A 24430-nucleotide genomic window follows, 5' to 3' on the forward strand; every position below is an offset into this window, starting at 1 on the left:
AAATCCCGGGAAAATTTGCGTCAAATCAAGGAGCAAAACCCACTCCCCCTTAATCGCCAGCCGCGGCCGTTTTCACTAATCCCCAGGGGTTACCCATGGCGGAAAATTTCGCCCCGCGGCGGTCAAAAGATGATATATATGCCGGCTGCATTCGCGTAACCCTCAGGATAAGCATGGAGAAAAAGAGAGCCACGACCATCGGCTTCGCCGCCATTATTTTATGGAGCACGATGGTCGGATTGATTCGCGGCGTCAGCGAAGGACTGGGCCCGGTCGGCGGCGCGGCGATGATTTACAGCCTCAGCGGCCTGCTGCTGATTTTTACCGTCGGTTTCCCTAACCTGCGCCAGATCCCGCGCCGCTATCTGCTGGCCGGCAGCGTGCTGTTCGTCAGCTATGAAATCTGCCTCGCGCTGTCCCTGGGCTATGCCGCCAGCCGTCAACAGGCCATTGAGGTGGGGATGGTCAATTATCTGTGGCCCAGCCTGACCATCCTGTTCGCCATCCTGTTTAATGGTCAGAAAAGCAGCTGGCTGGTGATCCCCGGTTTGCTTCTCGCCCTGCTTGGCGTCGGCTGGGTGTTGGGGGGTGAGCACGGCCTGCAGCTGGAGGAGATTATCAGCAACGTCATCTCCAGTCCGCTCAGCTATCTGCTGGCCTTTGTCGGCGCCTTTATCTGGGCGGCCTACTGCACGGTGACGGCCAAATATGCCGGCGGCAAAAATGCCATTACCCTGTTCGTCCTGTTAACCGCGCTGACGCTGTGGCTGAAGTTTCTCGCCACGCCGCAGCCGCCGATGGTCTTCAGCTGGCCGGTCAGCATCAAGCTGCTGACGGTAGCGGTGGCGCTCGGTCTGGCCTACGCCGCGTGGAACGTGGGGATCCTCCACGGCAACGTCAGCCTGCTGGCGGCGGCCTCCTACTTCACCCCGGTGCTCTCCTCCGCGCTGGCGGCGATCCTGCTTAGCGCCGCGCTATCGTGGTCGTTCTGGCAGGGGGCCGGGATGGTGTGTCTCGGCTCCCTGCTCTGCTGGTACGCGACCCGCCGTTAGCCGAGATCGCCGCCCGCCACCGGGAGGGTGACGCCGGTGATATAGCTGGCCTCATCGCTGGCGAGAAACAGGATCGCGTTTGCCTGTTCCGCCAGCGTGCCGTAGCGGTGCATCAGACTGCTGGCCACCGTCTGATCGACCACCTGCTGATACCACGCCTTCTCCTGCTCACTGGGCTGCTCGTCGTTACGCGGCGTCAGGCGCGGCGGCGCCTCCGTCCCGCCCGGCGCGACGACATTGATACGGATGCCGCTGCCGCTGTACTCCATGGCAATCGACCGGGTCAGCGCGTTAACGCCGCCTTTCGCCGCCGAGTAAGGCACCCGGTTGACCCCCGCCGTCGCCACCGACGAGACGTTGACGATGCTGCCTTTGCCCTGCTTCAGCATCCACGGCAGCGCCGCGCGGCAGCCCCACAGGGTGGGAAACAGCGAGCGGCGGATCTCTTTCTCAATCTGCTCCGGTTGGTATTCGGCAAACGGCCGCGCCCAGATGGTCCCCCCGACGTTATTGATTAACACATCGATGCGGCCAAAATGCGCCACCCCGTCGGCAAACGCCTGCTCGGCGCTCGGCCACTGTTCCAGGTCCGCCTCCAGCGCCAGCACCTGACTGCCGGACTGAGCCAGCGTCGCCGCCAGCTCATGCACCCAGGGCGAACGATCGATGAGCAGCAGAGCCGCGCCTTCCGCAGCCGCCTGCTCCGCGGTTTGTCGGCCAATGCCCTGGGCCGCGCCGGTGATGGCGACCACTTTATCGCTAAAACGCATACTGCCTCCTTATGCCGCCGCGCTCTGGCTGGCGATAAATTTCTCGTACCAGAAGCCCGCCGGGGTGATCCCTCGCTCACGCAGCGCCGTGGCGACCGCGTTGACCATCGGCGGCGGTCCGCAAAGGTAGATATCGACCTCGCCATTATTCAGCATGGCGTCGTCAAGATGATCGGTGACGAAGCCGCGCTGCGGGCAAGGACTGTTTTCCTCCGCCACTACCGGTAGCCAGCGAAAGTGGTTTAACTGCTGACGGAATGCCTCCAGCGCCTCGGTCTTCACCAGATCCGCGTCGCGCGTGACGCCATACATCAGGGTCACCGGGCGCGCGGCGTTCTGCGCCTGCAAGGTCTCGAGCATGGAGAGCAGCGGCGCCAGCCCGGTACCGCCGGCCAGCATCAGCAACGGACGTTCGCCGTGGCGCAGATAGAAGCTGCCCATCGGGCCGCTGAGGGTAAGACGATCCCCGGGCCGCGCCTGCAGGGTTAACCACTGGCTCATCATGCCGCCGGGCACGTTACGGATCAGGAAACGCCCTTCTGCCGAGCCTGGCCGTGAGCTGAAGGAATAGGCGCGAACGTGCGGCGTGCCTGGCACCTGAATGTTGACGTACTGCCCCGCCAGGAAGTCCAGCGGCTCATCGAGGGCGACCACCAGCTCGGTGGCGGTATCGGACAGACAATTCACCTGTCGCACCTGCGCCCCGGTGTTCGTCAAGGCGGTTTTACACTGCGCGGCGGCCACCGGCACATCGACAACGCAGTCGCTGGTGGGCACCATCTGGCAGGTCAGCACCTGGCGGGCCTGCGCTTCCTCATCGCTTAACGCCTCGTCGAGATACTCCTCGCCGAGATCGTATTCCCCGCTGGCGCAGTGGCATTTGCAGGTGCCGCACACGCCGTCCGAGCAGTCCATCGGCAGATTCACCTTCTGCCGATAGGCAGCATCCAGGACTTTCTCTCCGGCATGGCATTGAATAAAGCGGGTGATACCGTCCTCAAAATTAAGAGCAATAGTGAAGGTCATAGGCGCCTCTTAAATGTGGTAAACGTCAATCACCTGACGGATATAGTCGTTATTCAGGCGCACGGTTTTGCGCACGATCTGCGGCCGGCCGTCCTGCTCGGTCAGCGTGCAGCAGGTGGCGCCGAAAAAGGCATCGGTGTGCTGATAGCGGTGGCTCCAGGTCACCCAGCTGTAGCGCACCTCCAGCCCCTCGTCGCTCTCCCCCAGCAGTTCGACGTTGCTGATGATATGGGTGGTCCGCGGCTCCGGCGTGCTGGCGCCGGAACGTTCGGTTTTAATGCGATAGACACGATCCTCCAGTCCTTCCCGGTTGGGGTAGTAGATAAGCGAAATCTCTTTTTGCGGGTCGCGCGTCAGCTGATCGTCGTCGCCCCACGCCGGCATCCAGTAGATCACCTGCGGGCTGTAGCAGCTGAGCCATTCATCCCACTGACGGTCATCCAGCAGACGGGCTTCGTGATAGAGAAACTGGCGTACCTGTTCGAGGTTCAGCATCAGGCCACCTCCACACGCTGGGTGATCGACTGGTCATAGCGCTTCTGCTCTTGTTCAATCGCCGCGAGCATCAGCGTCTGCCAGTGATGGTGATGGGCGATGTACAGCGCCTCGTCCTCCGATTTCACGCCGCTTAAGCGCGGATTAAATCCGGCGTGCTGCGCATGCTCATCCGGACCATCGACCCAGCGCAGCGCGCCGCGGCTGAGATCGCTCCACGCCAGATTTTCACCGAGATAGCCGCGCTGACAGGCGCTGAACTCTTCGAGATCGTCCGGGGTACCCATCCCGCTAACGTTAAAGAAATCTTCATACTGGCGGATACGCAGGGCCCGCGCCTGGTCGGATTCCCCCTTCGGGGCAAAGCACCAGATAGTGACTTCGGTTTTGTCGACCGCAATCGGGCGGATTACGCGGATCTGGGTAGAAAACTGATCCATCAGGTAGACGTTGGGATACAGGCACAGGTTGCGGGTTTCGTTGACCATCTGGTCGGCGCGCCGTTCGCCGAATTCCGCCTGCAGACGCTCGCGATGGGCATACACCGGGCGTCCGGATTCAGCGCCCGGGTCCACAGCAGCATATGGCCGTTATCAAATCCGTAGCCGCCGCCGAGGCTTTTTGACCAGCCGTTGGCGTCCACCGCATGGGTGCCTTGCGCTTCATAGTTGCGTCGCGACATGGTGGAGGCGTAGTTCCAGTGCACTACGCTGACATGGTAGCCATCAGCGCCGTTCTCCGCGCCCAGCTTCCAGTTGCCTTCGTAAACGTAGCTCGACGAACCCTTGAGCACTTCCAGCCCCTCCGGCGCCTGGTCGACGATCAGATCGATGATTTTACAAGTTTCCCCGAGATAGGCTTCCAGCGGCTGCACGTCGGCATTGAGGCTACCGAATAAAAAACCGCGATAGGACTGAAAACGCGGCAGCTTTTGCAGGTCGTGAGATCCTTCCTGTTTGAAGGTGTCAGGATAAGCGCCGGTGCTTTCATCTTTGGCTTTTAATAATTTGCCGTTATTGCTGAAGGTCCAGCCGTGAAACGGACAGGTAAAAGAGTTTTTATTCCCGGTTTTCCGTCGACATAACATGGCGCCGCGATGAGCGCAGCTGTTAATTAACGCATGCAGCTCATGCTTTTTATCGCGGGTAATAATCACCGGCTGACGCCCCAGCGTCAGGGTATAATAATCACCCGGTTCGGCAATTTGGCTTTCATGGGCGAGAAATACCCAGTTACCTTCGAAGATATGCTTCATTTCAAATTCAAACAGCTGCGGGTCGGTAAATATCGACCGGTGGCAGCGGTAAATATGATTTTCACGATCGACAATTAAGGCGTTGTTAATTTTGTCTTTAAGCGCTGATAGCGTTTTTTGCATGAGTCAGTCCCTCCTGCAGTATTCAGGATGAAATAAACCGGGTGAATTGTTAGCTTTCAGGTGCAATGTCTGGCCCGGGCAACCGCGTGCCCGGGGCCGTTACAGCAGATTACGCTTTGGCGCGCAGGCGGGCGCCGCGCTGCTCTTCGTCGGCGCTGAGCGCTTTACACAGGGTGAAATCAAAACAAACCTCAGTGTGCTCTCCCTCAAGGTCGCGCTGCGCGATAGTCTCGCGGTCCGTCACTTTAATCGGGTCGGCAATCAGACCGTCGCGGGTGGCGAAGGCAAAATCATCCCACAGGTATTTATCGCCGCTGAGGTTGATCTGGCTGGTGAGATGTTTATGCCCCGGCGCGGAGACGAAGAAGTGAATATGCGCCGGACGGTTGCCGTGGCGGCCTAACTGATCCAGCAATTTCTGCGTTGGGCCATCCGGCGGACAGCCGTAGCCGGAAGGCAGGATGCTGCGCACGCTATAGCGGCCATCGGCGCCGGTACGGATCCGACGGCGCAGGTTGTATTCGCTCTGGCTCGGGTCGAAGAAGGAGTAATTGCCGAGGGTATTGGCGTGCCAGATATCGACGATGGCGTTGGCCACCGGCCGGCCCTCGGTATCTTTGACCTGGCCATGCAGCCACATCACTTCCCCTGGGTCGGCGCCATCATCCATCCGGGCGTGACCTTCGGCCAGCGGCGCATTGGCCACATACAGCGGCCCTTCGATGGTGCGCGGGGTGCCGGTTTCCCGGCGCGCCGCTGCGTCAATGGCATCCTGACGCAAGTCGAGGAAATGCTCCAGACCCAGCCCTGCCGCCAGCAGCGCCGCCTCCTGACGACCACCCAGCGCATGCAGATAGTTCACCGCATGCCAGAACTCTTCTTCGGTGATGTTATAGTCGTCGATCAGCGTACAGATATTCTCCAGCAGACGGTGAATAATGGCTTTAAAACGTTCGTTTCCGCCAGGGACGTGTAAACCCGCCCCTTCACGTAATAATTTCTGCACGGCTTCTTGTTGTACGAAAGCATTACTCATTATTATTCTCTCTTATCGTTGTAGGGTATTTACCGGGTCACCCCGGCATGAGGTCAGGTGTTATTATTATTAGCTATCATCGTCACGAACAGACGAGGGATGGCGGCACAGCGCCTCGACGCGAATATCCATAAAAGGATACAGCGGCAATCCCATTAATATTTGATGTAACTCTTCGGTATCTTTGACATCGAAAATACTGACATTGGCGTAAAGACCGGCGACGCGCCAGATATGTCGCCATTTGCCTTCCCGCTGTAATTGTTGCGAATAGGCTTTTTCGCGTTGTTTTATTTCCTCCGCTTCGGCGACGGGAAAGCCGAGCGGTATATTCACGGTCATATCCACTTTAAATAGCATCTGTTTCTCCTGTTTCCCGCTACGCCTGGCGGGTGTAAAAACGCAGTTTGTCTTCATCCAGCTCGACGCCAAGACCCGGGATTTGCGGCAGCACCACCTCGCCGTCGGCAAAGGAGAGCGGTACGCTGACGATATCGTCTTTCAGCAACAGCGGGCCGAACATTTCGGTGCCCCACTGCAGCGGCAGCGTCGACCAGGCGTGTAGCGAGGCGACAGTCCCGACGGTCCCCTCCAGCATGGTGCCGCCATACAGGCCAATACCCGCCGCCTGGGCGACGCGGGCCAGCGCCAGTACGCTGTTCGGTCCGCCGGCCTTGGCGATTTTCAACGCGTAAGCGCCGGTAAAGCCCTGCTGCGCCAGTTGATAGCCATCGTAAGCGGTGGCCACCGCTTCGTCGGCGAGGATCGCGGTTTCAATATGCTGGCTTAACCGCACCAGCGCCGCGTTGTCGTGGGCGCTGACCGGCTGTTCGATGAGGTCGACGCCCATCGCCGCCAGCTCGCGGCAGCCTTTCGCGCCGGTTGCGGCGTCCCAGGCCTGATTGACGTCGACGCGGATGCTGGCGCGATCCCCTAGCGCCTCCACAATGGCGCGGGTATGGCGCAGGTCGGTCGCTAATTCGCGTGCGCCAATTTTCAGCTTGAACGCCTGATGGCGCCGCTCGGTTAACAGTTTTTCCCCTTCGGCAATATCTTTCGCGGTATCGCCGCTGGCTAACGTCCACAGCACCGGCAACGCCGTTTGCAGCGCGCCGCCGAGCAGCGCCGACACCGGCAGCCCCAGCGCTTTGCCCTGGGCATCCAGCAGCGCGGTTTCAATGGCGGACCTGGCAAAAGTGTTGCCTTTAATGGCGCTGTTCATGCGGGCGGTCAGCGCATTCAGGTTATCAGCCGGTTGCCCCAGCAGCAGCGGCGTCAGGTAATGCGTTATCGCCGACGAGATAGCCTCCGGGCTCTCGACGCCATAGCTCAAGCCGCCGATGGTGGTGGCCTCGCCAATGCCGCAGATGCCGTCGGAGCGGGTAAGGCGCACGATCACCAGCGTCTGACATCCCATGGTGGTCATCGACAATTTATGTGGCCGGATGGTTGGGACATCCACAATCCAGCTCTCAATACGTTCTACGGTGGCAGTCATTTTCGCTTCCTGATGAGATGTATAACTTTTTGTACCCACATCCATAACGGGGAGGGCTGTGCCATTGACAATAGGGTTCGGCCTGGCGGATGGTCAACGGCGATAATCGAAATGTTGTGCGATTATCGACGCGTTTGTTAAAAGACGGTTATTAATGTGATCGTGGTGGTAAAACCGGCACAATTCAGCGCGCCCCATTTTGCGCAAGGTATAGTGATCTGCCGTGAGCTTTACGCTGCAACGGAGAAGGATGCGATGAGCGACAATATCCCCAATACGCTGAGCGCCAGGCAGGCCGAGCACGATCCCAACTTTATGCTGTCTCTGGCCCGCGGTCTGGAGGTGCTTAACGCCTTCACCCCACAGCGTCAGCGGCTGACCATTTCCCAGTTAAGCCAGAAAACGCAAATTTCCCGCGCGGCGGTACGCCGCTGCCTGTATACCCTCGCCGCGCTGGGCATGGTCCATAGCCCGGATGGCCGCCATTATGAGCTGCTCCCCCGGGTGCTGGCGGTGGGCCATGCCTATCTCGCCGGCACCCCGCTGGCGAAAGTGGCGCAGACGGCGCTGGACAGCCTCGGCAAAGCCCTCGGCGAATCCTGTTCGGCGGCGACGCTCGACGGGGATAACGTGCTCTATATTGCCCGCGCGGCGGTGAATAATTTATTGAGCGTCGATATCGGACGCGGCAGTCGCCTGCCGGCGTGGGCGACGTCGATGGGTCGGGTATTGCTCAGCGCGCTGCCGGAAGAGCAGCTAGAGGTGACACTGTCACGTGCCGTGCTCATTCGCTACACCCCACACACCCTGTGCGATATGGCCGGGCTACGCGCGGAGATTGATCGGGTGCGCATGCAGGGCTATGCCCTCGCCGACCGGCAGATCGAGGTAGGCTTGTGCTCGCTGGCGGTACCCGTGCTGTCGCGTCACGGTCAGGTGGTGGCCGCGCTGAATGTCGGGGTGCCGGCCGCGTCGGTCAGCGCCGCGGCGTTAAAAGAGAAGGCCCTCGCCCCGCTACGCCGCGCGGCGATGGACCTGTCGCTACAGCTATAGCGCCGTCTGCGGCTTCTTCACCGTGGCGAGGCTGCGCCAGATCCCGGCGGCCAGCAGCAGAAGCATGACACCCGCTGTCGCCAGCACCAGACTGTGCGCCTGGGTAAAGGCCGCCTTCGCCGCCGCCATCAGCGCCTCCGCCACCCCGGCGGGTAGCGCCTGGGTCAGGCTAACCGCCTCGCCGATCGATGACGACGCCCGCTGCGCCATGGTCTCATTCAGCCCGGACGGTAGCACAATGGTGGCGCTGTAGCTGCGGGTCAGGATCAGGCCGAACAGGGCAATGCCGAGGCCAGCGCCCAGCTCATAGGCCATGGTTTCGATCGCCCCGGCCGCCGCCGCTTTCTCCTTCGGCGCCGCCGCCATAATGGCGGAGCTGGAGGCCAGCAGCGCGCTGGCGACGCTAAAGCCGAGCAGCGTCATCAGCCCCCAGGCCAACCATTGCTGAGTGCTGAAATCGGTCAGCGCCAGGCCCAGAAAGCTGAAGGCGCTGAGCAACATCCCGCCGGTCGCCACCTCGCGCAGCCCGAGCTTCGACACCAGCATCCCGGCAATCGGCCCGCTAAAGCCGCTGGCCACCATCACCGGCAGCATAAACATCCCCGCCTCGAACGGCGTTTTCTGATGCACAAACTGCAGCTCCTGAGCCATCAACAGCTCAAAACCCACCAGGGTAATCAGGGCAGTCATCGCCATCATCACCCCGCTTAAAATAATGCGATGAGTGAACAGTCGCATATCCACCATCGGCCGGGCCGCCGACAGCTGTTTGCGGATAAACCAGGTGAGCATCGCCGCCCCGCCGATCGCCACCAGCGCGGTGAGCCACAACGCCAGCTGGCCCTTCAGGGCCGATTTGGCGCTAAACACCAGCATCAGGATCGCCGCAATCAAAATGAGCGCCTGCAGCAGGTTCAGCGGCTGGTCGCGGCGCGCGGGCTGGCGCGGCACCACTTTGGCGTTAATGGCGATAACCACCAGCACAATCGGTACGTTGATCAGGAACACCGATCCCCAGTAGAAATGCTCCAACAGCATGCCGCCCACCAGCGGGCCAAAGGCCGCGCCGCCGGAGCCCACCGCCGCCCACAGCCCCAGCGCCATATTGCGCTGGCTGGCCTCGGCAAAGGTGCTGCGGATGCCGGCCAGCGTCGCCGGCACGATCATCGCCGCCCCCACCGCCAGCAGGGCACGGGAGGCAATCAGCGTCAGAGCCGTCGGCGACAGTGCGGCGCACAGCGAGGCGACGCCAAAAATAGCGCTGCCGAGCAGCAGCAGACGTTTAAAGCCGATTTTATCGCCAAGGGCGCCCATCGGCAGCACCATCCCGGCCATCACCAATGAATAGATATCAATGATCCACAGCAGCTCATTGCCGCTGCTGCCCAGCGCGACGCTGAGGGTAGGTGCGGCCACATGCAACACCGTGGCGTCAATCGCCACCGGAATATAAACCAGCAAAATCGCCATCAGCGTCATCCATTGCCGTGACATAGCTTGTACCTCAATGTTAGAACTTGGACACACGTCCAGGATGGCGATCCTGCCGGATTGTTGAACACATGTCCAACTTTTTGTTACACTCGGCCAAAGCCAGATATCAGCGGGGTTCTATGCACTATTTACAGCGGGATGAGCGACGGGAAGGGATTATGCAAGCCGCCATGCGCCTGGCGCTGCGCGGCGGCTTCAGCGCCATGACCGTCCGGCAGATCGCCTGCGAAGCGCAAGTGGCCGCCGGGCAACTGCACCACCACTTCGCCTCCATCGGCGAGCTGAAGTCCCAGGTGTTCATCCGTCTTATCCGCGAGATGCTCGACATGCCGCTGGTGGCCGAGGACGCCAGCTGGCGCGAGCGGTTATTCTCGATGATCGGCAGCGAGGATGGCCGGCTGGAACCCTATATCCGCCTGTGGCGGGAAGGCCAGGTACTGGCCGACAGCGACCCGGACATCAAAGCGGCCTACCTGCTAACCATGACCATGTGGCATGCCGAGACCGTGGCGATCGTTGAGCAGGGCCTCGCCTGCGGTGAGTTTCATTCGACCGAGCCGCCGGCGGATATCGCCTGGCGTTTTATCGCCCTGGTGTGCGGCCTCGACGGGATTTACGCCCTCGGCACCCAGACCCTGGACGAGACGGCGTTTAGCCGTTACGTCAATAAGATGATAACCCTGGAGTTATTTTAGTTAAATTTTACATTTAGTAACAATTAATCCCGCTACGCTCTCCACGTGCTCTCCTACAGCACGTTTTTTTTATCTACGCTTTTTAGATAACGCCAATTAAGGGTTATTCTCCGTCCCCTTGTATTCAGCTGTTGACCTTATTTATTTACTCCATTCCGGGCAATTAGAGGGCAATATGTCGGTACAAAATGAGAAAGATAATCATTACCTTTTGAAAAACTGGCGGCCAGAAAATAAGGCCTTCTGGGAAAACAAGGGCCAGGCTATTGCGAGAAGAAACTTATGGATATCAGTAACCTGCTTACTACTGGCCTTCTGCGTCTGGATGTTATTCAGCGCCGTGGCGGTCAATCTTAATAAGGTCGGTTTTCATTTCACTACCGACCAGCTTTTTTTATTAACCGCACTTCCTTCACTTTCCGGCGCGATATTACGGGTGCCCTACTCCTTTATGGTGCCCCTCTTCGGCGGGCGCTACTGGACTGTATTAAGTACAGTGATCCTGATTGTGCCTTGTATTTGGCTGGGCGTGGCGATCCAGAATATTGCTACTCCATTTTGGGGATTTATTGTTATTGCGCTGCTGTGTGGTTTTGCCGGGGCGAATTTTGCTTCCAGTATGGGAAATATCAGTTTCTTTTTTCCCAAAGCCAAACAGGGCAGCGCGCTGGGGGTCAACGGCGGCCTTGGCAATCTGGGGGTCAGCGTGATGCAGATGGTCGCTCCGGCGGTAATCTTCCTGCCGCTCTTCACCTTCCTCGGCGTCCATGGCGTCACCCAGCCCGATGGTTCAACGATAGCCCTGAGCAATGCGGCGCTCGTCTGGGTGCCGCTCCTGCTGTTCGCCACCGCTGCCGCCTGGTTCGGTATGAATGACATCGCCAGTTCGAAGGCCTCGATTCGCGATCAACTCCCGGTGCTCAAGCGTCCGCATATGTGGCTGCTCAGCCTGCTTTATCTGGCGACCTTTGGCTCATTTATCGGCTTCTCCGCCGGCTTCGCCATGCTGGCGAAAACCCAGTTTCCTGCGGTCGACATTCTCAAGCTGGCTTTCTTTGGGCCGTTTATCGGCGCGCTGGCGCGCTCGTTCGGCGGGATCATCTCCGACCGTCTGGGCGGTGTGCGGGTGACGCTGGTCAATTTCGTGCTGATGGCGCTCTTTACCGGCCTGCTGTTCCTCACCCTGCCGGGCAGCGGATCCGGCAGCTTCCTCGCCTTCTACGTGGTGTTTATGGGGCTGTTTTTAACCGCCGGACTCGGCAGCGGCTCCACCTTCCAGATGATCGCCGTCATCTTCCGTCAGCTCACCATCGACAGCGTGAGGCAGCGCGGCGGCAGCGAAGAAGAAGCGCAGCACGAAGCCGTAACCGATACCGCTGCCGCGCTGGGCTTTATCTCGGCAATTGGCGCCATCGGCGGCTTCTTTATCCCGAAAGCCTTCGGCACCTCGCTGGCGATGACCGGTTCGCCGGTCGGGGCGATGAAGGTCTTCTTCGTTTTTTACGTGGTTTGCGTATTGGTGACCTGGCTGGTCTACGGCCGACGTAAACCCGCTTAACCATAACGATTTATCTGCCGGATGGCGGCTTACGCCTTATCCGGCCTACGCGTTCGTTCGCTCATCCGGCCGGGTGGCACGATGCCGGACATCATCGGAGCAGGAGAAATGTCATGAGTAAACTACTGGATCGCTTTCGCTACTTTAAGCAGAAAGGCGAGACCTTTGCCAACGGCCACGGTCAGGTCTACAACAACAACCGTGACTGGGAAGATAGCTACCGTCAACGCTGGCAGTTCGACAAAATTGTCCGCTCCACCCACGGCGTGAATTGCACCGGCTCCTGCAGCTGGAAAATTTATGTCAAAAACGGTCTGGTGACCTGGGAAACCCAGCAGACCGATTATCCGCGTACCCGCCCGGATCTGCCGAACCATGAACCACGCGGCTGCCCGCGAGGCGCCAGCTACTCCTGGTATCTCTATAGCGCCAACCGTCTGAAGTACCCGCTGGCGCGTAAACGGCTGATTGCGTTGTGGCGCGAAGCACTGGCGCAGTTTCCCGACCCGGTGCAGGCCTGGGATAGCATCATGCAGGATCCGGCCAAAACCTCCAGCTATAAAGCGGCGCGCGGCAAAGGCGGCTTTGTCCGCTCCAGCTGGAAAGAGCTGAATCAGCTTATCGCCTCCGCCAACGTCTGGACCATCAAACACTACGGTCCGGACCGCGTCGCCGGGTTCTCGCCGATCCCGGCGATGTCGATGGTCTCCTACGCCGCGGGTACCCGCTATTTATCCCTTATCGGCGGCACCTGCCTTAGCTTCTATGACTGGTACTGCGACCTGCCCCCCGCCTCGCCGATGACCTGGGGCGAGCAGACCGACGTGCCGGAATCCGCCGACTGGTACAACGCCAGCTACATTATCGCCTGGGGCTCCAACGTGCCGCAGACCCGGACCCCGGATGCCCACTTCTTCACCGAAGTGCGCTACAAAGGCACCAAAACCATCGCCATCACTCCGGACTATTCGGAAGTGGCCAAACTGTGCGACCACTGGCTGGCGCCGAAGCAAGGTACCGACAGCGCGCTGGCGATGGCCATGGGCCACGTGATCCTCAAAACCTTCCACCTTGATAACCCGAGCGATTACTTTCTTAACTACTGCCGCACCTATACCGACATGCCGATGCTGGTGATGCTTGAGCCGCGCGACGATGGCAGCTATGTGCCAGGCCGCATGCTGCGCGCCTCCGACCTGCTGGATGGACTGGGCGAAACGAATAACCCGGAATGGAAAACCGTCGCCTGCACCGCCGACGGCGAACTGGTGGCGCCAAACGGTTCCATCGGCTTTCGCTGGGGCGAAAAAGGGAAATGGAACCTCGAACCGCTGGCTGACGGCAAAACGGTGGAGCTCACGCTGTCTCTGCTGGATATTCGCGACAGCGTGGCGTCAGTCGCCTTCCCCTACTTCGGCGGCAATGAAAACCCGCATTTCCGCAGCGTGCCGCAGGCACCGGTAACCCTTCATCCGCTCCCGGTGAAACAGCTGACGCTGGCCAGTGGCGAAAGCGGCCTGGTGGTCAGCGTATATGACCTGATTCTGGCTAACTACGGCCTGGACCGAGGGCTTGATGATGTCAATGCGGCGAAAGATTTCGCCGAGGTTAAAGCCTATACCCCGGCGTGGGCGGAGCAGATCACCGGCGTGCCGCGCCAGCATATCGAACAAATCGCCCGCGAGTTCGCCGATACGGCGCATAAAACCCATGGCCGTTCGATGATTATCCTCGGCGCCGGGGTAAACCACTGGTACCACATGGATATGAACTACCGGGGGATGATTAACCTGCTGGTGTTCTGCGGCTGCGTCGGCCAGAGCGGCGGCGGCTGGTCGCACTATGTCGGCCAGGAGAAGCTGCGCCCACAGACCGGCTGGCTGCCGCTGGCGTTCGCGCTGGACTGGAACCGCCCGCCGCGGCAAATGAACAGCACCTCCTATTTCTACAATCACGCCAGCCAGTGGCGCTATGAAAAACTGACCGCGCAGGAGCTGTTGTCGCCGCTGGCCGACGCCAGCAAATTTAGCGGCAGCCTTATCGACTTCAACGTCCGCGCGGAACGGATGGGCTGGTTGCCTTCTGCGCCACAGCTCAACGTCAACCCGCTGGCCATCAAGCAGCAGGCCGAGGCCGCCGGGCTATCGCCCTCGGCGTTCACGGTGCGGTCGCTAAAATCCGGCGAGATCCGCTTTGCCGCCGAGCAGCCGGACAGCGGCAAAAACCATCCGCGGAACCTGTTTATCTGGCGCTCTAACCTGCTGGGATCGTCCGGTAAGGGGCATGAGTACATGTTGAAATACCTGCTCGGGACCGACAGCGGTATTCAGGGGGATGAACTGGGCGCCAGCGATGAGGTGAAACCTGAGGAAGTCGAGTGGCAGACGGCGGCTATCGAGGGCAAACTCGACCTACTGGTGACGCTGGATTTCCGCATGTCCAGTACCTGTCTCTTTTCCGATATTGTTCTACCGACCGCCACCTGGTACGAAAAAGACGATATGAACACCTCGGATATGCATCCGTTTATCCACCCGCTTTCCGCCGCCGTCGACCCGGCGTGGGAGGCAAAGAGCGACTGGGAGATTTACAAAGATATCGCCAAATCCTTCTCGCAGGTCTGCGTCGGCCATCTCGGGAAAGAGACCGACGTGGTGCTGGTCCCGCTGCAGCATGACTCTCCGGCTGAGCTGGCGCAGCCGTTCGAGGTGCTTGACTGGCGCAAGGGCGAATGCGATCTGATCCCCGGGAAAACCGCTCCGTCGATTGCCCTGGTGGAGCGCGACTATCCCGCCACCTGGGAACGCTTCACCTCTCTCGGGCCGCTGCTCGATAAGCTTGGCAACGGCGGAAAAGGCATCTCGTGGAATACGCAAAGCGAAGTCGATTTCCTCGGCAAGCTTAACTACCTCAAGCAGGACGGTCCGGCCAAAGGCCGGCCGCGGATCGACAGCGCCATTGACGCCTCAGAAGTTATTCTCAGCCTCGCGCCGGAAACCAACGGCCAGGTGGCGGTGAAAGCCTGGCAGGCGCTGGGAGAATTTACCGGTCGCGACCACACTCATCTGGCGCTGAATAAAGAGGATGAGAAGATCCGCTTCCGCGATATTCAGGCGCAGCCGCGCAAGATCATCTCCAGCCCAACGTGGTCCGGACTGGAAAGCGAGCACGTCTCCTACAACGCTGGTTATACCAATGTGCACGAACTGATCCCGTGGCGCACCCTCTCCGGGCGGCAACAGCTGTATCAGGACCATCCGTGGATGCGGGCTTTCGGCGAAAGCCTGGTGGCTTATCGCCCGCCCATTGATACCCGCAGCGTCAGCCAGATGAAGGCCGTGCCGCCGAACGGTTTTCCGGAGAAAGCGCTGAACTTCCTGACCCCGCACCAGAAATGGGGGATCCACTCCACATACAGCGAAAACCTGCTGATGCTGACGCTGTCGCGCGGCGGGCCGATCGTCTGGCTCAGTGAAACTGACGCCAGAGAGCTGGGCATTGAAGATAACGACTGGATTGAAGCGTTCAACGCCAACGGCGCCCTCACCGCCCGGGCGGTGGTGAGCCAGCGCGTGCCGCCGGGGATGACCATGATGTATCACGCTCAGGAGCGGATTATGAATATCCCGGGTTCGGAAGTGACCGGCCGCCGCGGCGGCATTCACAACTCCGTTACCCGCGTCTGCCCGAAGCCGACGCACATGATCGGCGGCTACGCCCAGCTGGCCTATGGCTTTAACTACTACGGCACCGTCGGCTCCAACCGCGACGAGTTCATCATGATCCGCAAAATGAAAAATATTGCCTGGCTGGATGACGAAGGTCGCGATCAGGTACAGGAGGCGAAAAAATGAAAATCCGTTCTCAGGTTGGAATGGTGCTGAATCTGGACAAATGCATCGGCTGTCACACCTGCTCGGTCACCTGTAAAAACGTCTGGAGCAGCCGGGAGGGCATGGAGTACGCGTGGTTCAATAATGTGGAAACCAAACCGGGCATTGGCTACCCAAAAAACTGGGAAGACCAGGAGAAGTGGCAAGGCGGCTGGATCCGCGGCATCAGCGGTAAACTGACGCCCCGCCTCGGCAATCGGGTTAGCGTGCTGTCGAAGATATTCGCCAACCCGGTGCTGCCGGCGATTGACGATTACTACGAACCCTTCACCTACGATTACCAGCACCTGCACAACGCGCCGGAGGGAAAATATCTGCCTACCGCCCGCCCACGCTCGCTGATCAGCGGCGAGCGGATGGATAAAATTGACTGGGGCCCGAACTGGGAGGAACTGCTCGGCGGTGAGTTCGAGAAACGCGCCCGCGACCGTAACTTCGAAGCCATGCAGAAAGAGATGTACGGCCAGTTCGAAAACACCTTTATGATGTACCTCCCGCGCCTGTGCGAGCACTGCCTCAACCCGAGCTGCGTGGCCACCTGCCCGAGCGGCGCCATCTACAAGCGTGAGGAAGATGGCATCGTGCTGATCGATCAGGACAAATGCCGCGGCTGGCGGATGTGCATCAGCGGCTGTCCATATAAAAAAATCTACTTTAACTGGAAGAGCGGTAAGTCGGAAAAATGCATCTTCTGCTATCCGCGCATTGAGTCCGGGCAGCCAACGGTGTGCTCCGAAACCTGCGTCGGGCGCATCCGCTATCTCGGCGTCTTGCTGTATGACGCCGACCGTATCGAAGAGGCTGCCAGCGCCGAGCATGAAACCGACCTCTATGAGCGCCAGTGCGAGGTATTCCTTAATCCAAACGATCCGGCGGTCATCGAGGAAGCGTTAAAACAAGGCATCCCCCACAATGTCATTGAGGCGGCGCAGAAATCGCCGGTCTATAAGCTGGCGATGGACTGGAAGCTGGCCCTGCCGCTGCATCCGGAGTATCGCACCCTGCCGATGGTCTGGTATGTGCCGCCCCTGTCGCCGATCCAGTCGGTTGCCGACGCCGGCGGCCTGCCCAACAACGGAGCCATCCTGCCGGCGGTGGAGAGCCTGCGCATTCCGGTCCAGTACTTGGCGAACCTGTTGAGCGCCGGGGATACCGGACCGGTATTGCGCGCGCTGAAACGGATGATGGCGATGCGCCACTACAAGCGCTCGCAAACCGTTGAGGGCGTGACCGATACCCGGGCAATTGAAGAGGTGGGACTCAGCGTTGAGCAGGTCGAAGAGATGTATCGCTATCTGGCGATCGCCAACTACGAAGACCGCTTCGTGATCCCCACCAGCCATCGCGAACTGGCGGAGGATGCCTTCCCGGAACGCAACGGCTGCGGCTTTACCTTCGGCGACGGCTGCCACGGGTCAGATACGAAATTCAACCTGTTTAACAGCCGGCGGATTGACGCCATCGACGTCAGCGGCGTGCGTAAGCATGGGGAGGGAGAGTGATGCGGATCCTGAAAGTGCTCGGTCTGCTGCTGGAGTATCCCGACGAGGTGCTGTGGGAGAACCGCGACGAAGCCCTGGCGCTGGTCAGCGCCGATATCCCTTCCCTGACGCCCTTTGTCGGGGAGCTGCTGGCGGCGCCGCTGTTGGATCGCCAGGCCGACTGGTGCGAGGTGTTCGAGCGAGGGCGCGCCACCTCGCTGCTGCTGTTTGAACATGTGCATGCTGAGTCCCGCGACCGTGGCCAGGCGATGGTGGACCTGATGAATCAGTATCAGCAGGCAGGTCTGCTGATCGATTGCCGAGAACTGCCCGACTATCTGCCGCTGTATCTGGAGTATCTCAGTATTTTACCCCTCGCCGACGCCCGTGAAGGGCTGCAGAATATCGCGCCGATTCTGGCGCTGATCGGCGGCCGCCTGAAGCAACGAGAATGCTCGTATTATCAACTGTTTGACGCCCTGCTGGAACTGGCAAAAAGCCCGCTCACCAGTGACAGTGTCACCAAACAGGTGGCGGGAGAAAAGCGCGACGATACCTGTCAGGCGCTGGACGAAGTGTGGGAAGAAGAGCAGGTGAAGTTTATTGAAGATAATGCGACCGCTTGCGACAGCTCGCCTATGCAAGCTTATCAACGACGCTTTAGCCAGGATGTGGCGCCGCTGTACGTCGACATCCGCGCCGGAGGCCCGAAATGATCCAGTATCTGAACGTCTTCTTTTACGATATCTACCCTTACCTTTGCGGCGCCGTGTTTCTGCTCGGCAGCTGGCTACGCTACGACTACGGGCAGTATACCTGGCGCGCGTCATCCAGCCAGATGCTGGATAAACGCGGGATGGTGCTATGGTCGAACTTGTTTCATATCGGCATTCTCGGCATTTTTTTCGGCCATCTCTTTGGCATGCTGACCCCGCACTGGGTCTACTCGTGGTTCCTGCCAATGTCGCAGAAGCAGCTGATGGCGATGATCCTCGGCGGCGTGTGTGGGGTGCTCACCCTGGTGGGCGGCATCGGCTTGCTGGCTCGCCGCCTGACCAACCCGCGCATTCGCGCCACCTCCACCACGGCAGATATTCTGATCCTGTGCATTTTGCTGATTCAGTGCGCGCTGGGGCTGACGACGATCCCCTTCTCCGCCCAGCATCCGGACGGCAGCGAAATGCTCAAGCTGGTGGACTGGGCGCAGGCGGTGGTCACCTTCCACGGCGGCGCCTCGGCGCATCTGGACGGCGTGGCGTGGATTTACCGCGTCCACCTGGTGCTGGGGATGACCATCTTCCTGATCTTCCCGTTCACCCGTCTGGTTCACGTCTGGAGTGCGCCGGTGGAGTATTTCACCCGCCGTTACCAGGTGGTGCGCTCCCGACGCTGACGGCGTTTATCATTCATCCTTACCAGTAGCCCGGACGAGGCGCTCGTGCCGACTCCGGGTCATATTTATCGGCCCCGGTTCCAGCCTTTATGCCGGATGGCGGCTACGCCTTATCCGGCCTACAGGATCCACTCACAGGCTCACACCCCGTAGGCCCGCGCAAGCGCAGCGCCGCCGGGCAAGATATCAGGCACGGTATCCTTGATTTCGCCGGGTGACGGCTGCGCCTTACCCGGCCTACGTTCCCGGCCTACGGTTCGTGCGACCTGCCGTTAATTTATTCACCATTGTTGCTGAAACTGCCGGTGCTGGCGGCCTCAAAATCGCTGAGACGTTCCCGGCAGGCCGGGGCAGCCCGCATGGATGCGGGCTGAGGGCCGTGTTTTGCAAGGACGCTGCCTCGGCCCGACCCGAAGCCTGGCGGGATAAGTCGAAGGCACCACGCAGTGGCGATTTTGCTGGCCGGAGCCCGGGGGTACAGGGGGCGGCGGCGACTGGCCGCCCCCTGTGCGCTCCCTGCGCCTTAAGAGACATAACGCAGACAATTAACCGGGAGCGCAAACTACGCTGAAGCCACAGATAACATAAACAACCACACTGCAGTGCTTCCCCTCACCCTGGCCCTCTCCCGGAGGGAGAGGGAACCGTCCGGCTGGCGTTCAGGCCCGTGCAAGCGCAGCGCCACCGGGCGATGACTGTGGGCACGGAGCCACTTTTATGCCGGGTGGCGGCTACGCCTTACCCGGCCTACAGGATCCACTCACAGGCTCACACCCCGTAGGCCCGCGCCAGCGCAGCGCCGCCGGGCAAGATATCAGGCACGGTATCCTTGATTTCGCCGGGTGGCGGCTGCGCCTTACCCGGCCTACAGGATCCACTCACAGGCTCACACCCCGTAGGCCCGCGCAAGCGCAGCGCCGCCGGGCTAGATATCAGGCACGGTATCCTTGATTTCGCCGGGTGGCGGCTGCGCCTTACCTGGCCTACAGGATCCACTCACAGGCTCACACCCCGTAGGCCCGCGCAAGCGCAGCGCCGCCGGGCAAGATATCAGGCACGGTATCCTTGATTTCGCCGGGTGGCGGCTGCGCCTTACCCGGCCTACAGGATCCACTCACAGGCTCACACCCCGTAGGCCCGGCCGCCGGGCATGAGGAAATTTACTTCCCGGCTTCCGGATGCGTATCGAAAGCCGCCATCACCGCCGCCAGCGCCGCTTCGCTGAAGCCATGTTTAGGATCGTCCACGCCCAGGCCGAAGCGGGTTTGCAGCCCTTCGTACAGCGCGGAGACATCGGCAAAATCGACCTTCTCCACCACGTGGTTATTTTCCCAGTGGGTAAAGTGGAAATTGGTAAGGGTCATTTTGCCGCCGTCCGGCAGATGACGACACATCAGCAGGTGGTGACGAAAGTGTGACTGCGGCCAGTGCGCCGACCAGAAGTTACCCATCACATAATCAGACGCATACTGGCGACCTAAATCGAAATGGTACATCGACTGCCAATGCTCGTGATGGTTGAACTGCAGCGTCCACTCATCCCCTTCATGCACCAGACGATAGCTGCCGTGCGGCGTCTGCTGCGGGATATCGGCCAGCAGCTTAATCGGCGCGGTCAGCGTCTGGCCGCCGAAGCCAACGTCGGCGATCCAGCGCTCACCCGCCACTTCCACCAGCAATAAACGATGGGTGCGCGGCGGCATCTGCGGCGGATTGGCCAGCACCACCCGGCCCAGCAGGCTGCGGACATTAAAACCTATTTCGCGTAGCGCGCGCTCCAGCAGGCCATTTTGTTCAAAACAATACCCCCCACGTCGGCCGGCGATCAGCTTCGCTTCCAGCGCCAGGTCGTCAAGATGGATCTCGCGCGGCAGCAGGACGTCGAGGTTTTCGAAAGGGATAGCGCTGTTATGCTGCAGATGCAGTTGGCGCAAGGTATCAATAGAAACATCAGGCTCTCCCGTCCAGCCCAGACGGGAAAAATAGGCGCGTAAAAAGGGACTCATCAGGGTCTCCAGCTGTTGGTGTCCGACATTTATAGCCTATATTCCCGCGCCGACCCTCTTTTTTGTGCGCTTGTCGTTAACCGCGCGTGCTGCGCTGCATCAGCGCCAGCGCCGTCAGCATCAGGAGCAGACCGGTCAACAGCGTCAGGCTGGCCATCGCCATGCCCTGACCAACGGATCCCTGTTCGAACTGGCGCCAGATAAACACCGCCACGGTCTGCGTGCCGGCGGGCGCCAGCAGCAGCGAGGTCACCAGCTCCCGGGACGCCACCGCAAACACCATCAGCATCGCCGCCAGCAGCGCCGGAAAGACCAGCGGCAGAACAATTAGCCGCAGCGCCTGCAGCGGCGACGCGCCGTGGACCCGGGCGGCGGGCTCAAGATTGGGGCCGAGTTGGCGCAGCGCGCTGCCGACATAGCGCACCGGCCAGGGCAGCAGCAGGCAACAATAGGAGAGCAGCAGCATCCACAGCGTGTTGTAGGGCGAGCGCGGCCAGAAGGGCTGGTTCCACAGCAGGATCAATCCCACCCCCACCACCACGCCCGGCAGCGCCGCCGGCATCAGCGACAGCGCATCCACCACCCCGCGCCCTTTGATCTTCTGCACCATCACCAGCCAGGCGGCCAGCAGCCCCAGCGCGCCGACGATCAGCGCCGAACCTAGCGCCAGAGACAGGCTGACGCCGAGGGTCGACAGGGCATCGCCCTGCTGGTCGAATAGCGCCGCGAAATGACGCAGCGTGACATTCTCCAGGCTGACTCCGCCCGAGAGGGTGCCCATCAGGCTGGTGAGCATCATCGAGGCGGCGGGGACCCCGACCGCCAGGCCGCCGACGGCCGCCATCGCCAGCAGCGCGGGCAGCGTCATCCAGCCCAGCGACGTCCCACGGTTTTCTCCCGGTTTGCCGGTGACGCTGGTGACCTCCTTCTCACCCACCAGCCGCGTTTGCAGCCACCAGGCGAACAGCGCTACCGCCATCAGCAGCAGCGACAGCAGCGCAGCGCCGGTGAGATCCACCGGCCAGTCGGCCAGCTTTTTCTCAATGCCCACCGTCAGCATCACCACTCCCGCCCGGCTGCCCAGCGCCGCCGGTACGCCAAACTCCTCGATGGCGAGAGTAAACGCCAACAGCATCCCCGCCGCCAGCGCCGGGGAGAGCATCGGCAGCGTCACGTGCCAGAAGGCGCGCCAGGCGCTGGCGCCATGGACCCGGGCGACCATCGCCAGCCGTTGCCCGCTCGCCAGCAGGCTGCGGGAAACGGCAAAGTAGACCACGGGAAAAATATTAAAGGTCATCACCAGCACGATCCCGCTGCGGCTGAATAGCAGATCGTTAAGCTGCCAGCCGGTCAGCTGCTGCAGATAGCCCTGGCGTTGCAGCGCCAACATCCACGAGAGCGCCGAGATATAGGGCGGCGTCAGAAAGGGGATCAAAAACAGCAGGTCCCATAGCCGGGGCAGCGGCAACGAAAACATACCGCGCAGAATGCCGAGCGGCAGGCCAATGAGGACGCTGGCCAGCGCCACGCCGCCGGCGATCCACAGCGTACCGCCGAGCATCGACATCAGCTGAGGGTCCGCCAGCAGCGGCGAGACGCCGCCAAAGGCGTCATGGAGCGAACCGGCGCTAAAATGGGGAAAAATTGCCTGCAGCAGAATAAACAACAGCGGTAACGCGACCAGCAGCGTCAGGGCAGCAAGGGTCACGCCGGAAAGGAATTTTTGTTTCACAGCGGTTCCTGAAACGAAGCGTTCTCCGGCGGCCAGCGCCGGAGAATCGTGTCAATTATTGGGCATACAGCTGACTGAAGCGGGTCAGGACGGCGCTACGCTCGCTACTCCCCTCGCCGCTGGTGGGCAAGACCTTCAGCGCGTCCAGCAGCGGGCGTTTAGCGGCCACATCGCGGCGAGCGGGCATCAGCCAGGCGTCGGCGACCCGCGCCTGACCTTCCGGCGACAGCACGTAATCGATAAAGGCTTTGGCGTCGTCGGCATGCTGGCTGGTTTTGAGGATCATCATCGGGCGTGGGGCAATCACCGTCCCGCTGGCCGGGAAGATCACCTTCAGCGACTCGCCCTGCTGAATATTGCCGTAGGAGACATAATCCACCGCGCCGAACACCGCCGCTTTCGCCCCCTGCATCACCGGCGTCACCGCCTGGGCGTTGGGGCCGCTGACCACCATGCCGTTCTTTTTCAGATCGTCAAACAGCTGCCAGGCCTGGTCGCCCATGCTGTTTTGCAGGCCAATCAGCAGATCCAGCGACGCGCCGGAGAGCGCCGGGTCAGGCGTCGTCACCTTATCTTTAAACGCCGGCTGGGTGAGATCCCGCCACTCTTTCGGCTCCGGAGTGCCGCTTTTGCTGTTCCAGACGATGCCAAGCGCCGAGACCCCCTGGGCGATATAGTCCGCCGATTTCAGATTAGCCGGTACCTTGTCGGCGTTGGCGCTGTGAAAAGGCAGCAACCAACCCCGCTGGTGCAGATCCTCCGCGGTATCCCATGAAGCGGAGATCAGCACATCCGCCTGTGGGTTGGCCTGCTCGGCCTCCAGACGGGCCATCACTTTGCCGGTGGTGGCCTGGAAAACGGTCACCTTCACCCCGGTCTGTTGTTCAAAACCGCTGGCCAGGCTTTTCGCCAGCGAGCCAGGGCCGGCGGTGTAAACGGTCAGCGCATGGGCGCTTGAGAGCATCATGGCGGAGAGAGCCATCGCGAGTACCACTCCTTTCTTAACGGTCATAACGGTGTTCATACAACGTCCCCTGAGGTTGGCGTAACGGCGCGGACAGCGGCCACGCGGCCCGCGGATAAATGGACTATCCGGTCGGCTAACAGCTCGGCTTCACGGCGGTCATGGGTAACATACACGGCGGTGATGCCGAGCTGGCGCAGCAGGCGGCTCATTTCGCCACACAGCGATTCGCGCAGTTCGCTGTCCAGGTTGGAGAGCGGCTCATCAAACAGCAGCACCCGCGGCGCGGCGACGATCGCCCGCGCCAGCGCCACCCGCTGCTGCTGGCCGCCGGAAAGGCCTGAAGGTTTACGTTCGGCAAAGCCGTCGAGGCCCACCCGCGCCAGCGCCTCGCTCACCCGGCGCTCGCGTTCGGCGCGGGCAATGCCGCGCATGCGCAGCGGAAAGGCGACGTTCTGCGCCACGCTCATATGCGGCCAGAGGGCGTAATCCTGGAAAACCATGCCGATATCGCGTTGTTCCGGGGGCAATCCCCAGCCTGCGCGGGCCACCAGCCGATCGCCAAAGCGGATTTCACCGCTGGCCGGCACGCTCAGCCCCGCCAGCAGGCGCAGCAAGGTGCTTTTGCCGCAGCCGGACGGGCCCAGCAGCGCCACAATGCTGCCGGGTTCGATATGCAGCGAGAAGCGATCGAGAATGGGGGTCTCTGCGAAGGCGAATGAGACCGCCTGCAGAGTGATAGGGGTCAGCGCGCGCATTGTCGCCCTCCCTTGCGGGAAAGCAACCCCTGCCCGGCGGTCGACATCCGACGGGGCGCGCTCACCTGGGATAACATCAGGGGAGCCAACATATTGTGATCCTCTTTGGGACTTTGTGCTGGCGACTATAGTCAGACGAGATGACGTA

19 protein-coding genes and 1 pseudogene are annotated in these 24430 nt (G+C 60.8%); 8 read left to right on the top strand and 12 right to left on the bottom strand.

All coding sequences use genetic code 11. The features are described from left to right. The first annotated feature begins 173 nt into the window (after positions 1-173). The gene (gene yddG / locus MKS11_RS05655) at positions 174-1052 is read left to right on the top strand and encodes an aromatic amino acid DMT transporter YddG (RefSeq protein ID WP_004202687.1); all 879 of its coding nucleotides are present in this window, start codon (positions 174-176) and stop codon (positions 1050-1052) included. On the opposite strand, the gene benD is transcribed toward yddG, so the two are convergent. From benD to MKS11_RS05690, 7 genes and pseudogenes are all read right to left on the bottom strand, one after another. Continuing rightward, positions 1049-1822 (bottom strand): benzoate diol dehydrogenase BenD, encoded by a 774-nt coding sequence (gene benD / locus MKS11_RS05660; protein ID WP_087771003.1) that lies wholly within the window; start codon positions 1820-1822, stop codon positions 1049-1051. The genes yddG and benD overlap by 4 nt on opposite strands. A 9-nt stretch (positions 1823-1831) precedes the next feature. Continuing rightward, a complete protein-coding gene (gene benC, locus MKS11_RS05665) occupies positions 1832-2848 on the bottom strand; it encodes a benzoate 1,2-dioxygenase electron transfer component BenC (RefSeq protein ID WP_087771002.1) in 1017 nt (338 codons plus the stop codon). A 9-nt stretch (positions 2849-2857) separates the two neighbouring features. Beyond that, on the bottom strand, positions 2858-3343 hold the full coding sequence (benB, locus tag MKS11_RS05670) for a benzoate 1,2-dioxygenase small subunit (RefSeq protein ID WP_004202692.1): 486 nt from the start codon (positions 3341-3343) through the stop codon (positions 2858-2860). Then, positions 3343-4721, bottom strand: a pseudogene (locus MKS11_RS05675) (Rieske 2Fe-2S domain-containing protein). Before MKS11_RS05675 ends, benB begins: the two are co-directional and overlap by 1 nt. Positions 4722-4830: 109 nt before the next feature. Further along, entirely contained in the window at positions 4831-5757 is a 927-nt protein-coding gene (gene catA, locus MKS11_RS05680) for a catechol 1,2-dioxygenase (RefSeq protein ID WP_004202696.1), read from the bottom strand. Between the two features lie 69 nt (positions 5758-5826). Next, positions 5827-6117: a muconolactone Delta-isomerase gene (catC, locus tag MKS11_RS05685; protein ID WP_004202698.1), complete on the bottom strand. Its 291-nt coding sequence runs from the start codon at positions 6115-6117 to the stop codon at positions 5827-5829. 19 nt (positions 6118-6136) lie between these two features. Beyond that, positions 6137-7300, bottom strand: coding sequence for a muconate cycloisomerase family protein (locus MKS11_RS05690; protein ID WP_074194069.1), 1164 nt, complete (start codon positions 7298-7300; stop codon positions 6137-6139). 117 nt (positions 7301-7417) lie between these two features. Here MKS11_RS05690 and MKS11_RS05695 point away from each other — a divergent pair, with 117 nt between their 5' ends. Next, the gene (locus tag MKS11_RS05695; protein WP_074195301.1) at positions 7418-8308 is read left to right on the top strand and encodes an IclR family transcriptional regulator C-terminal domain-containing protein; all 891 of its coding nucleotides are present in this window, start codon (positions 7418-7420) and stop codon (positions 8306-8308) included. Here MKS11_RS05695 and kmrA read toward each other — a convergent pair. Next, positions 8303-9802 (bottom strand): efflux MFS transporter KmrA, encoded by a 1500-nt coding sequence (gene kmrA, locus MKS11_RS05700; protein WP_087771000.1) that lies wholly within the window; start codon positions 9800-9802, stop codon positions 8303-8305. The genes MKS11_RS05695 and kmrA overlap by 6 nt on opposite strands. A 119-nt stretch (positions 9803-9921) precedes the next feature. Between kmrA and MKS11_RS05705 the strand changes: the two genes are divergently transcribed. The 6 genes from MKS11_RS05705 to narI all read left to right on the top strand — a co-directional run bounded on the left by MKS11_RS05705 (position 9922) and on the right by narI (position 18822). After that, positions 9922-10497: a TetR family transcriptional regulator gene (locus MKS11_RS05705; protein ID WP_087771024.1), complete on the top strand. Its 576-nt coding sequence runs from the start codon at positions 9922-9924 to the stop codon at positions 10495-10497. 175 nt (positions 10498-10672) lie between these two features. Continuing rightward, positions 10673-12055: a NarK family nitrate/nitrite MFS transporter gene (locus MKS11_RS05710; protein ID WP_087770999.1), complete on the top strand. Its 1383-nt coding sequence runs from the start codon at positions 10673-10675 to the stop codon at positions 12053-12055. Between the two features lie 113 nt (positions 12056-12168). Further along, on the top strand, positions 12169-15909 hold the full coding sequence (locus MKS11_RS05715; protein ID WP_087770998.1) for a nitrate reductase subunit alpha: 3741 nt from the start codon (positions 12169-12171) through the stop codon (positions 15907-15909). After that, positions 15906-17450 carry a nitrate reductase subunit beta gene (narH, locus tag MKS11_RS05720; protein WP_087770997.1) on the top strand — a complete coding sequence of 515 codons (1545 nt, stop codon included), beginning with the start codon at positions 15906-15908 and terminating at the stop codon, positions 17448-17450. Before MKS11_RS05715 ends, narH begins: the two co-directional genes overlap by 4 nt. Further along, positions 17450-18145, top strand: a complete 696-nt coding sequence (narW, locus tag MKS11_RS05725; RefSeq protein ID WP_032453024.1) for a nitrate reductase molybdenum cofactor assembly chaperone — start codon at positions 17450-17452, stop codon at positions 18143-18145. The genes narH and narW overlap by 1 nt, the downstream gene beginning before the upstream one ends. Continuing rightward, a complete protein-coding gene (gene narI, locus MKS11_RS05730; protein ID WP_023289864.1) occupies positions 18142-18822 on the top strand; it encodes a respiratory nitrate reductase subunit gamma in 681 nt (226 codons plus the stop codon). Before narW ends, narI begins: the two co-directional genes overlap by 4 nt. A gap of 1160 nt (positions 18823-19982) precedes the next feature. Here the strand turns inward: narI and nhoA are convergent. The 4 genes from nhoA to MKS11_RS05750 all read right to left on the bottom strand — a co-directional run bounded on the left by nhoA (position 19983) and on the right by MKS11_RS05750 (position 24282). Continuing rightward, positions 19983-20828, bottom strand: a complete 846-nt coding sequence (nhoA, locus tag MKS11_RS05735; RefSeq protein WP_004202712.1) for an N-hydroxyarylamine O-acetyltransferase — start codon at positions 20826-20828, stop codon at positions 19983-19985. Positions 20829-20904: 76 nt separating this feature from the next. Further along, positions 20905-22560: an iron ABC transporter permease gene (locus MKS11_RS05740; protein ID WP_087771025.1), complete on the bottom strand. Its 1656-nt coding sequence runs from the start codon at positions 22558-22560 to the stop codon at positions 20905-20907. Between the two features lie 55 nt (positions 22561-22615). Continuing rightward, positions 22616-23584, bottom strand: a complete 969-nt coding sequence (locus MKS11_RS05745; RefSeq protein WP_023318383.1) for an ABC transporter substrate-binding protein — start codon at positions 23582-23584, stop codon at positions 22616-22618. Next, positions 23581-24282, bottom strand: coding sequence for an ABC transporter ATP-binding protein (locus tag MKS11_RS05750; RefSeq protein ID WP_004202717.1), 702 nt, complete (start codon positions 24280-24282; stop codon positions 23581-23583). The genes MKS11_RS05745 and MKS11_RS05750 overlap by 4 nt, the downstream gene beginning before the upstream one ends. Positions 24283-24430: the final 148 nt, after the last annotated feature.

It is taken from the genome of Klebsiella sp. K5-45 (assembly GCF_030128605.1).
Lineage (GTDB): Bacteria > Pseudomonadota > Gammaproteobacteria > Enterobacterales > Enterobacteriaceae > Klebsiella > Klebsiella quasipneumoniae.

Excerpts from the sequence above, each read along its gene's own strand:
- benC (WP_087771002.1), bottom strand. The coding sequence starts at position 2,848 with ATGACCTTCACTATTGCTCTTAATTTTGAGGACGGTATCACCCGCTTT.
- MKS11_RS05715 (WP_087770998.1), top strand. The coding sequence starts at position 12,169 with ATGAGTAAACTACTGGATCGCTTTCGCTACTTTAAGCAGAAAGGCGAG.
- nhoA (WP_004202712.1), bottom strand. The coding sequence starts at position 20,828 with ATGAGTCCCTTTTTACGCGCCTATTTTTCCCGTCTGGGCTGGACGGGA.
- narI (WP_023289864.1), top strand. The coding sequence starts at position 18,142 with ATGATCCAGTATCTGAACGTCTTCTTTTACGATATCTACCCTTACCTT.
- MKS11_RS05705 (WP_087771024.1), top strand. The coding sequence starts at position 9,922 with ATGCACTATTTACAGCGGGATGAGCGACGGGAAGGGATTATGCAAGCC.
- MKS11_RS05690 (WP_074194069.1), bottom strand. The coding sequence starts at position 7,300 with ATGGATGTGGGTACAAAAAGTTATACATCTCATCAGGAAGCGAAAATG.
- benD (WP_087771003.1), bottom strand. The coding sequence starts at position 1,822 with ATGCGTTTTAGCGATAAAGTGGTCGCCATCACCGGCGCGGCCCAGGGC.
- MKS11_RS05745 (WP_023318383.1), bottom strand. The coding sequence starts at position 23,584 with ATGAACACCGTTATGACCGTTAAGAAAGGAGTGGTACTCGCGATGGCT.
- MKS11_RS05710 (WP_087770999.1), top strand. The coding sequence starts at position 10,673 with ATGTCGGTACAAAATGAGAAAGATAATCATTACCTTTTGAAAAACTGG.
- catA (WP_004202696.1), bottom strand. The coding sequence starts at position 5,757 with ATGAGTAATGCTTTCGTACAACAAGAAGCCGTGCAGAAATTATTACGT.
- narH (WP_087770997.1), top strand. The coding sequence starts at position 15,906 with ATGAAAATCCGTTCTCAGGTTGGAATGGTGCTGAATCTGGACAAATGC.
- narW (WP_032453024.1), top strand. The coding sequence starts at position 17,450 with ATGCGGATCCTGAAAGTGCTCGGTCTGCTGCTGGAGTATCCCGACGAG.
- MKS11_RS05750 (WP_004202717.1), bottom strand. The coding sequence starts at position 24,282 with ATGCGCGCGCTGACCCCTATCACTCTGCAGGCGGTCTCATTCGCCTTC.
- kmrA (WP_087771000.1), bottom strand. The coding sequence starts at position 9,802 with ATGTCACGGCAATGGATGACGCTGATGGCGATTTTGCTGGTTTATATT.
- catC (WP_004202698.1), bottom strand. The coding sequence starts at position 6,117 with ATGCTATTTAAAGTGGATATGACCGTGAATATACCGCTCGGCTTTCCC.
- benB (WP_004202692.1), bottom strand. The coding sequence starts at position 3,343 with ATGCTGAACCTCGAACAGGTACGCCAGTTTCTCTATCACGAAGCCCGT.
- yddG (WP_004202687.1), top strand. The coding sequence starts at position 174 with ATGGAGAAAAAGAGAGCCACGACCATCGGCTTCGCCGCCATTATTTTA.